Annotated in this window: 6 protein-coding genes and 1 pseudogene; 4 read left to right on the top strand and 3 right to left on the bottom strand. The window is 41.4% G+C overall.

The features are described 5' to 3' along the window. From I6F41_RS11115 to ftsY, 3 genes and pseudogenes are all read right to left on the bottom strand, one after another. Positions 1 to 120, bottom strand: a pseudogene (locus I6F41_RS11115) (permease-like cell division protein FtsX); the annotation flags it as partial. Next, entirely contained in the window at positions 117 to 794 is a 678-nt protein-coding gene (ftsE, locus tag I6F41_RS11110; protein ID WP_011327066.1) for a cell division ATP-binding protein FtsE, read from the bottom strand. The gene ftsE and the pseudogene I6F41_RS11115, both read right to left, overlap by 4 nt. Before the next feature lie 233 nt (positions 795 to 1,027). Continuing rightward, complete coding sequence (gene ftsY, locus I6F41_RS11105) at positions 1,028 to 3,187, bottom strand: signal recognition particle-docking protein FtsY (RefSeq protein WP_197108405.1); 2,160 nt, start codon at positions 3,185 to 3,187, stop codon at positions 1,028 to 1,030. Between the two features lie 207 nt (positions 3,188 to 3,394). Here ftsY and rsmD point away from each other — a divergent pair, with 207 nt between their 5' ends. From rsmD to dnaG, 4 genes are all read left to right on the top strand, one after another. Beyond that, positions 3,395 to 4,000 (top strand): 16S rRNA (guanine(966)-N(2))-methyltransferase RsmD, encoded by a 606-nt coding sequence (rsmD, locus tag I6F41_RS11100; RefSeq protein ID WP_011327064.1) that lies wholly within the window; start codon positions 3,395 to 3,397, stop codon positions 3,998 to 4,000. Positions 4,001 to 4,145: 145 nt separating this feature from the next. Further along, on the top strand, positions 4,146 to 4,361 hold the full coding sequence (gene rpsU / locus I6F41_RS11095; RefSeq protein WP_002957797.1) for a 30S ribosomal protein S21: 216 nt from the start codon (positions 4,146 to 4,148) through the stop codon (positions 4,359 to 4,361). A 19-nt stretch (positions 4,362 to 4,380) separates the two neighbouring features. Continuing rightward, the gene (locus I6F41_RS11090) at positions 4,381 to 4,827 is read left to right on the top strand and encodes a GatB/YqeY domain-containing protein (RefSeq protein ID WP_041454325.1); all 447 of its coding nucleotides are present in this window, start codon (positions 4,381 to 4,383) and stop codon (positions 4,825 to 4,827) included. 225 nt (positions 4,828 to 5,052) lie between these two features. Beyond that, a complete protein-coding gene (gene dnaG / locus I6F41_RS11085) occupies positions 5,053 to 6,804 on the top strand; it encodes a DNA primase (RefSeq protein WP_011327062.1) in 1,752 nt (583 codons plus the stop codon). The last annotated feature ends 73 nt before the right edge of the window (positions 6,805 to 6,877 follow it).

The following is a 6,877-nucleotide window of genomic DNA, read 5'->3' as shown; positions in this document are numbered from 1 at the left end:
CTCACCTAAGCTATGTATGCCTTGGCGAAAAATATTAATAATAAAAAAGTAACCGCCAGCAAATACTGATTTTTTTTGTTTATCGTTACTATTTTGACGACTTTTAAAAAGTAAACTCATAATGCGCCCTCGGCTAACGGATCTTGAATCATACGACCATCTTTTAGGGTTAAGCTGCGATACTTCATCCGGGCCACTAATCCTAGATCGTGGGTAGCAATAAGTACGGTTGTTCCATGGTTATTAAACTCTTCAAAAAGACGTAATATTTCCATTGAAAGCTCAGGATCTAGGTTACCCGTAGGTTCATCTGCTAATAATATTGGCGGGGAGTTAACAATTGCACGGGCAATACCCACACGCTGCTGCTCGCCACCAGAGAGCATAGATGGGTGGCATTTAATTTTATCAATCAAGCCAACCTTATCAAGCGCGCCATGCACACGCTTTGCAATTTGCTTATGGTGTGTGCCTTCAATGATCAAGGGCAGTGCTACGTTATCAAATATAGTGTAGCGCTCTAATAAGCGGTGGTTTTGAAATATAATGCCGATGTCGCGACGGACATAAGGAATTTGCCGTGAGTTTACTTTGTTTAAATCGATACCGTTAATAAACACACTTCCTGCAGAAGGGCGTTCCATTAAGCTAATTAGCTTTAACAGCGTACTTTTACCCGCGCCACTGTGGCCGGTTAAAAACGCGAGTTCACCAGGTTTAATATGAAAATTAACTTTTTCAAGAGCGCGATGCCCGCCTGGATAGGTTTTACTTACTTGCTGAAAATTTATCATTTTTTATTATGCCAACACTATTAAACATCAATAAAGCTGGTATTCCTCGCAATTAAAAAGGGAGCAAGCTCCCTCTTTTGGTAAATAAAAGTTCCACCTTTTAAAGGTGTGTTATAAACCACACCTACAGAACCGGAAAATCAAAGTACAAACATGACCATTTGGGTGAAGCTTCACTTTATGAACGTCGCGCTGATCACTTTTCAACGCTTGTACTAATAGCTTGCTAAGCTTTAAGCGTCGTCTTCATCTTGGCTAAATAGCGCATCAATAAAGTCATCGCTTTTAAAGGCACGTAAATCATCAATACTTTCACCCACACCAATATAACGAATTGGAATGTTAAACTTATCTGCTACCGCAAAAATAACACCGCCTTTTGCCGTGCCATCTAGTTTTGAAAGAGTAATACCGGTTAAACCAACGCATTGATTAAACAAGTTTACCTGGCTAATTGCATTTTGCCCTGTGCCCGCATCAATAGTTAACATTACTTCGTGCGGCGCGTCAGGATCAATTTTCTTCATTACTCGCGCTATTTTTTCAAGCTCTTGCATTAAGTTGTCTTTATTTTGCAAGCGCCCTGCTGTATCTGCGATTAATACGTCAACGTTACGCGCTTTTGCCGCTTGAAAAGCATCAAAAATAACAGACGCACTGTCGGCACCAGTATGCTGTGCAATAACAGGAATACTATTACGTTCGCCCCATACTTGTAGTTGCTCAACCGCTGCGGCTCTAAATGTATCACCCGCAGCAAGCATGACCGACTTGCCTTCGCTTTGAAATTGCTTAGCCAATTTACCAATGGTCGTCGTTTTACCTACACCGTTAACACCTACCATTAATATAACAAATGGTTTTTTATCGGCTGGAATAACCAACGGCTGCTCTGCAGTTTTAAGCATTACGGCCATTTCTTGTTTCATTAGCTCATAAAGTGCGTCACCGTCTTTTAATTGCTTACGGTTTGCCGCATCAGTTAGGCGGTCTATTAACTTCATGGTGGTATCAACGCCTAAATCGGCGGTGAGTAATTGCGTTTCTAGCTCTTCAAATAAATCATCGTCTATTTTTTTACCGCTAAATATGGAAGCAAAACCAGAACCAATATTAACGCGAGTTTTTAATAAACCTTTTTTAAGGCGAGAGAAAAAACCTTCTTTTTTAGGTTTCTCTACTTTTTGAGCTGCTTCGCTTGCAAGTTCATCTGCAATACGCTGTTGCTCTAAACGCTCAGCTTCAGCTTGCTCTGCTGCAATACGCTGCTGTTCTAACCGCTCAGCTTCTGCCTGTTCATCTGCAATACGTTGCTGTTCTAATTGCTCAGCTTCTGCTTGCTCTGCTGCAATACGTACTTGCTCTAAACGCTCAGCTTCTGCTCGCTCAGCTTCTGCTCGCTCTGCTTCTGCTCGCTCAGCTTCTGCTCGCTCAGCTTCTGCTCGCTCTGCTGCAATACGTGCTTGTTCTAAACGCTCTGCCTCTGCTTGCTCTGCTGCAATACGTGCTTGCTCTAAACGCTCAGCCTCTGCTTGCTCTGCTGCAATTCGCGCTTGTTCTAAACGCTCAGCTTCAGCTTCAGCTTGCTCTGCTGCAATACGTGTTTGCTCTAAACGCTCAGCTTCTGCTTGCTCTGCTGCAATACGTGTTTGCTCTAAACGCTCAGCCTCTGCTTGTTCTGCTGCTTTTTCTTGCTCAAGACGTATCTGCGCTTCTTGCTCTGCTAAACGCTGCTGTTGCTCTAACTGTAATGCATGAGCATCGGCTTGCTGTTTTGCGAGTAACTCAGCATTGGCTTTTTCAATCGCTAGCTTTTCGGCTTGCTCTCTCTGTGCTTGCTCGGCTGCAAGCTTTCGCTGCTCTAAATTCTCAGCTTCAGCTTGCTCTGCTACAATACGTGCTTGCTCTAAACGCTCAGCCTCTGCTTGTTCTGCTGCTGCTTTTTCTTGCTCAAGACGCATCTGCGCTTCTTGCTCTGCTAAACGCTGCTGTTGCTCTAGCTGTAATGCATGAGCATCGGCTTGCTGTTTTACGATTAACTCAGCATTGGCTTTTTCAATCGCTAGCTTTTCAGCTTGCTCTCTCTGTGCTTGCTCGGCTGCAAGTTTTTGCTGCTCTAATCGCTCAGCTTCTGCTTGCTCTGCTGCAATACGTATTTGCTCTAAACGCTCAGCCTCGGCTTGTTCAGCTGCTGCTTTTTCTTGATCAAGGCGCATCTGCGCTTCTTGCTCTGCTAAACGCTGCTGTTGCTCTAAATGCTCTGCTTCAGCTTTTTCTGCTGCTAAGCGCGCTTGCTGTTGGTTATCGGCCTCTTGGGCACTTTGTTCCGCTTGTTGTTTTTTATCTGACTTACCAAAACCTAACCAAGACAGTAATTTACTTTTTTTTGCCATACTTGCTAATAACCACTTATAAAATTCTGATAAACTAACGATAATAATAGTATGTGCGTTAACTGCTATTTTAAACTGTTTAAAGGCACAATCTATTGTCTAGGATGCTTATACTACCACTTTTAATGCAGTTGAAAAATAATACGCTATGATATGATTGCAATATTATCTGAGCTAGATAGCAGATACCAATTTTTAGTGAGCTAAATGAGAAAAAAAACAACGCAAAATAAAGTAACTAGCAAATCCAGCGATGGCTTTATTAGAGTGATCAGTGGCCAATTTAGAGGCCGAAAGCTGCCCGTCAAAGACGTACAAGGGCTGCGCCCAACAACTGATCGTATAAAAGAAACAGTGTTTAATTGGTTAATGCAAGATACCCGAGAGGCAAATGTGCTCGACTGTTTTGCCGGTTCTGGCGGTTTAGGTTTTGAGGCGCTGTCGCGATTTGCTAAAAGCGCTACTTTTGTTGAACTTGACGCTGCCGCAGCAAAGCAAATTGAGCTAAACATTAGTACTTTAAAGCTGCAAAACGCACACGTAAAACATACCAATACACTGGCATTTTTAGAGCAAATTAATAGTAATGAGCCATTTAATCTAGTTTTTGTTGACCCGCCATTTCGTAAAAACTTGGCACAATCGAGCGCTGATTTACTAGAAAACAATCAATGGCTAAGCAGTGACGCTTTAATTTACATTGAGGTGGAAAGCGAGTTAAGCACCTTTACTGCACCAATCAACTGGTTGTTAATTAAAGAAAAAAAGGCTGGGCAAGTTTTTTGTCGTTTGTATCAACGCCAAGTAAATTAACACTGTTTTAGATGCCAGCTTTCTGTTAATATTATCCTTTACATGTGGTGTTGCTTCGGATTACAATACCGCACCATTTTTGAACCACTTGATCAATGTTTGATCAACTTGAGCAACGCTCATAATTTAGGTAGGTGAATTTTTAATGCCAGTAATTAAAGTAAGAGAGAACGAACCGTTTGACGTAGCACTTCGTCGCTTCAAGCGTTCATGTGAAAAAGCAGGAATCCTTTCAGAAGTTCGTCGTCGCGAGCACTATGAAAAACCAACAGCTGAGCGTAAGCGTAAAAAAGCTGCTGCAGTAAAACGTCACATGAAAAAACTTTCTCGTGATAACGCACGTCGCGTTAAATTATACTAATATATTAGGTCTTGTATAAATGAGCCTTTTAATAACGCTAAAAGATGCGCAAAAAGATGCGATGAGAGCCAAAGACAAATTACGTCTTAACCCTATTCGCATGGTACTTGCTGAAGTCATGAAACGTGAAAAAGACGAGCAAATAACACTAGACGACGCAGGTATTACCTCCGTTATAGTGAAGCTTGTTAAACAACGTCGTGACTCTTACACTCAGTACAAAGATGCTGGGCGTGATGATTTAGCTGATATTGAAGCCAATGAAATAGTAGCACTTGAAACTTTCTTACCTCAAAAATTGAGTGAAGAAGAAATAATTGCTCTCATTGATGCGGCTATTGCTGACACTAACGCAGCAGGTATGCAAGACATGGGTAAAGTAATGGGTATAATCAAAAGCAAAGCTGAAGGTCGCGCCGATATGGGCAAAATCTCTGGTTTAATTAAGCAACGATTAACAGCCTAGTACTCCCACATACATTAAGTATGATTGAAGTAAACCGAGCCTAGAGCTCGGTTTCTTTGTTTTTGTATCCGATTTGTGTTCAAATCTACAAACGTGCTATTTGCACCCGCCCTATTTAATAGCAATTAATATATGCGTATAAAATCGCTTGGTTTTATTTGTAGGGTTATAAATTTAATCTCGCTTTCATTGTTATTCTAATTATCTCAGGACGTTATTTTACTAATGGCTGGAAAGATCCCACGTAATTTTATAGATGACTTGCTTGCCAGAACCGATATTGTCGACCTGATAGACTCAAAAGTCGGTCTTAAAAAAGCCGGTAAAGACTACCAAGCTTGCTGCCCTTTTCATAACGAAAAATCGCCTTCGTTCACCGTCTCCCAAGATAAACAGTTTTATCACTGCTTTGGCTGTGGCGTTAACGGTAATGCTATTTCGTTTGTTATGGAATACGAAAAACTTGAGTTTGTTGATGCTATTGAAGAGCTTGCAAGTTTACTTAATTTAGAAGTTCCCCGTGAGCAAGGTAGCGGCTCGGCACCTGAGCGTACTGCAGCGCAAAAACGCTCTGATTACGATTTAATGCTCCATACTGCAAGGTTTTATCAACACCAGTTAAAGCACCATAGTAATTCTGCCGCTGTTATTGAATACGTTAAAGGCCGGGGCTTAAGCGGCGAAATAGTTAAAAAGTTCATGATAGGTTATGCACCAAGTGAATGGGATGGTTTGTGCCTACAACTTGGCCGTAACAAAGAACAAAAAGAGCAATTGGTAGAGCTAAAACTCGCCTCAGAAAAAACACCTGGCAGACAGTTTGACTTTTTTCGCGATCGATTAATGTTCCCTATTCGCGATAAACGTGGCCGCGTAGTTGCCTTTGGTGGGCGCGTAATGCAAGCCGATCAAGGCCCTAAATATTTAAACTCGCCAGAGACACGTATTTTTCATAAAGGCTTTGAACTCTATGGTTTATATGAAGCTAAACAAGCACACAAAAAGCTCGACCATGTACTGATTGTTGAAGGCTATATGGATGTGGTGGCGCTGGCAGAGCAAGGTATTGAATATGCCGTTGCAGCACTTGGGACAGCAACAACCAGTGAGCATATGCACACCCTATTTAGAACAACAGATAAAGTAATTTGTTGTTACGATGGTGACCGTGCAGGGCGTGATGCAGCTTGGCGTGCGCTCGAAAACGCACTGCCTTATTTAAATGATGGTAAAGCATTAAACTTTGTATTTTTACCCGACGGCGAAGACCCCGACTCCTTAGTACAAGCCGAAGGTAAAGATAAGTTTGAACAAAGATTAAATGCAGCCGATGATTTCACTAAAGTGTTATTCAATAAGCTCAGCCTAGAAATAGATTTAACACTTGATTCGGGTAAAGCCAAGTTACTTAGTGCCGCATTACCATTAATTGAAAAAATTCCTAGTGAGTTTTATCAAGAAAATATTCTTGAGCAGCTCGGGCGATTAATTGGCCGTACTCGTGAGCAACTCAATAATCGCTTAAAAACACCTAAGCAACAGCATTCAATTGAGCGAAAATTTAAAATAACCCCCATGCGCCAAGCAATCGGTATTTTAATTCAACATCCGCAAATGGCTAAAAGCGTGCCCTATTTGCCCGATTTAGCACAAATGAATATTGCCGGCATTGGTTTGCTACTGCGCTTACAACATCAAGCGTTGCAAAAAGAAGATGTTACCACAGCGCAGTTGCTCGAATTCTTTAGAGGCACTGACGATTATGACCCGCTAACTAAGCTGGCAACGTGGCAACATCAAATAAATGAAGAGCGTTTAGAGACTGTTTTTCAAAATACTTTTAAATTTATTGAAGATCAGTGTTTAAATTATCGACTAGAGACCCTATTAATAAAGGATAAGACGCAAGGTCTAAATAGCGATGAAAGACTTGAATGTCATTTGTTAATGACAGCGTTAAAAGCGACTAACAGCTAGTCAAATTTGATTTAAACTGTTATACTACGCTATTCACTGCGTCACATTATTCTAGTTTAGCTTTAAGGCAAAC

This window comes from Pseudoalteromonas sp. SCQQ13 (genome assembly GCF_015864415.1).
Classification (GTDB): Bacteria; Pseudomonadota; Gammaproteobacteria; order Enterobacterales; family Alteromonadaceae; genus Pseudoalteromonas; species Pseudoalteromonas nigrifaciens.
Note: the sequence above shows the minus strand (reverse complement) of the source record. Positions and strands in the feature narration are given on the sequence as shown.

Coding starts and splice junctions, on each gene's coding strand:
- ftsE (WP_011327066.1), bottom strand. CDS start 794: ATGATAAATTTTCAGCAAGTAAGTAAAACCTATCCAGGCGGGCATCGC.
- ftsY (WP_197108405.1), bottom strand. CDS start 3,187: ATGGCAAAAAAAAGTAAATTACTGTCTTGGTTAGGTTTTGGTAAGTCA.
- rsmD (WP_011327064.1), top strand. CDS start 3,395: ATGAGAAAAAAAACAACGCAAAATAAAGTAACTAGCAAATCCAGCGAT.
- rpsU (WP_002957797.1), top strand. CDS start 4,146: ATGCCAGTAATTAAAGTAAGAGAGAACGAACCGTTTGACGTAGCACTT.
- I6F41_RS11090 (WP_041454325.1), top strand. CDS start 4,381: ATGAGCCTTTTAATAACGCTAAAAGATGCGCAAAAAGATGCGATGAGA.
- dnaG (WP_011327062.1), top strand. CDS start 5,053: ATGGCTGGAAAGATCCCACGTAATTTTATAGATGACTTGCTTGCCAGA.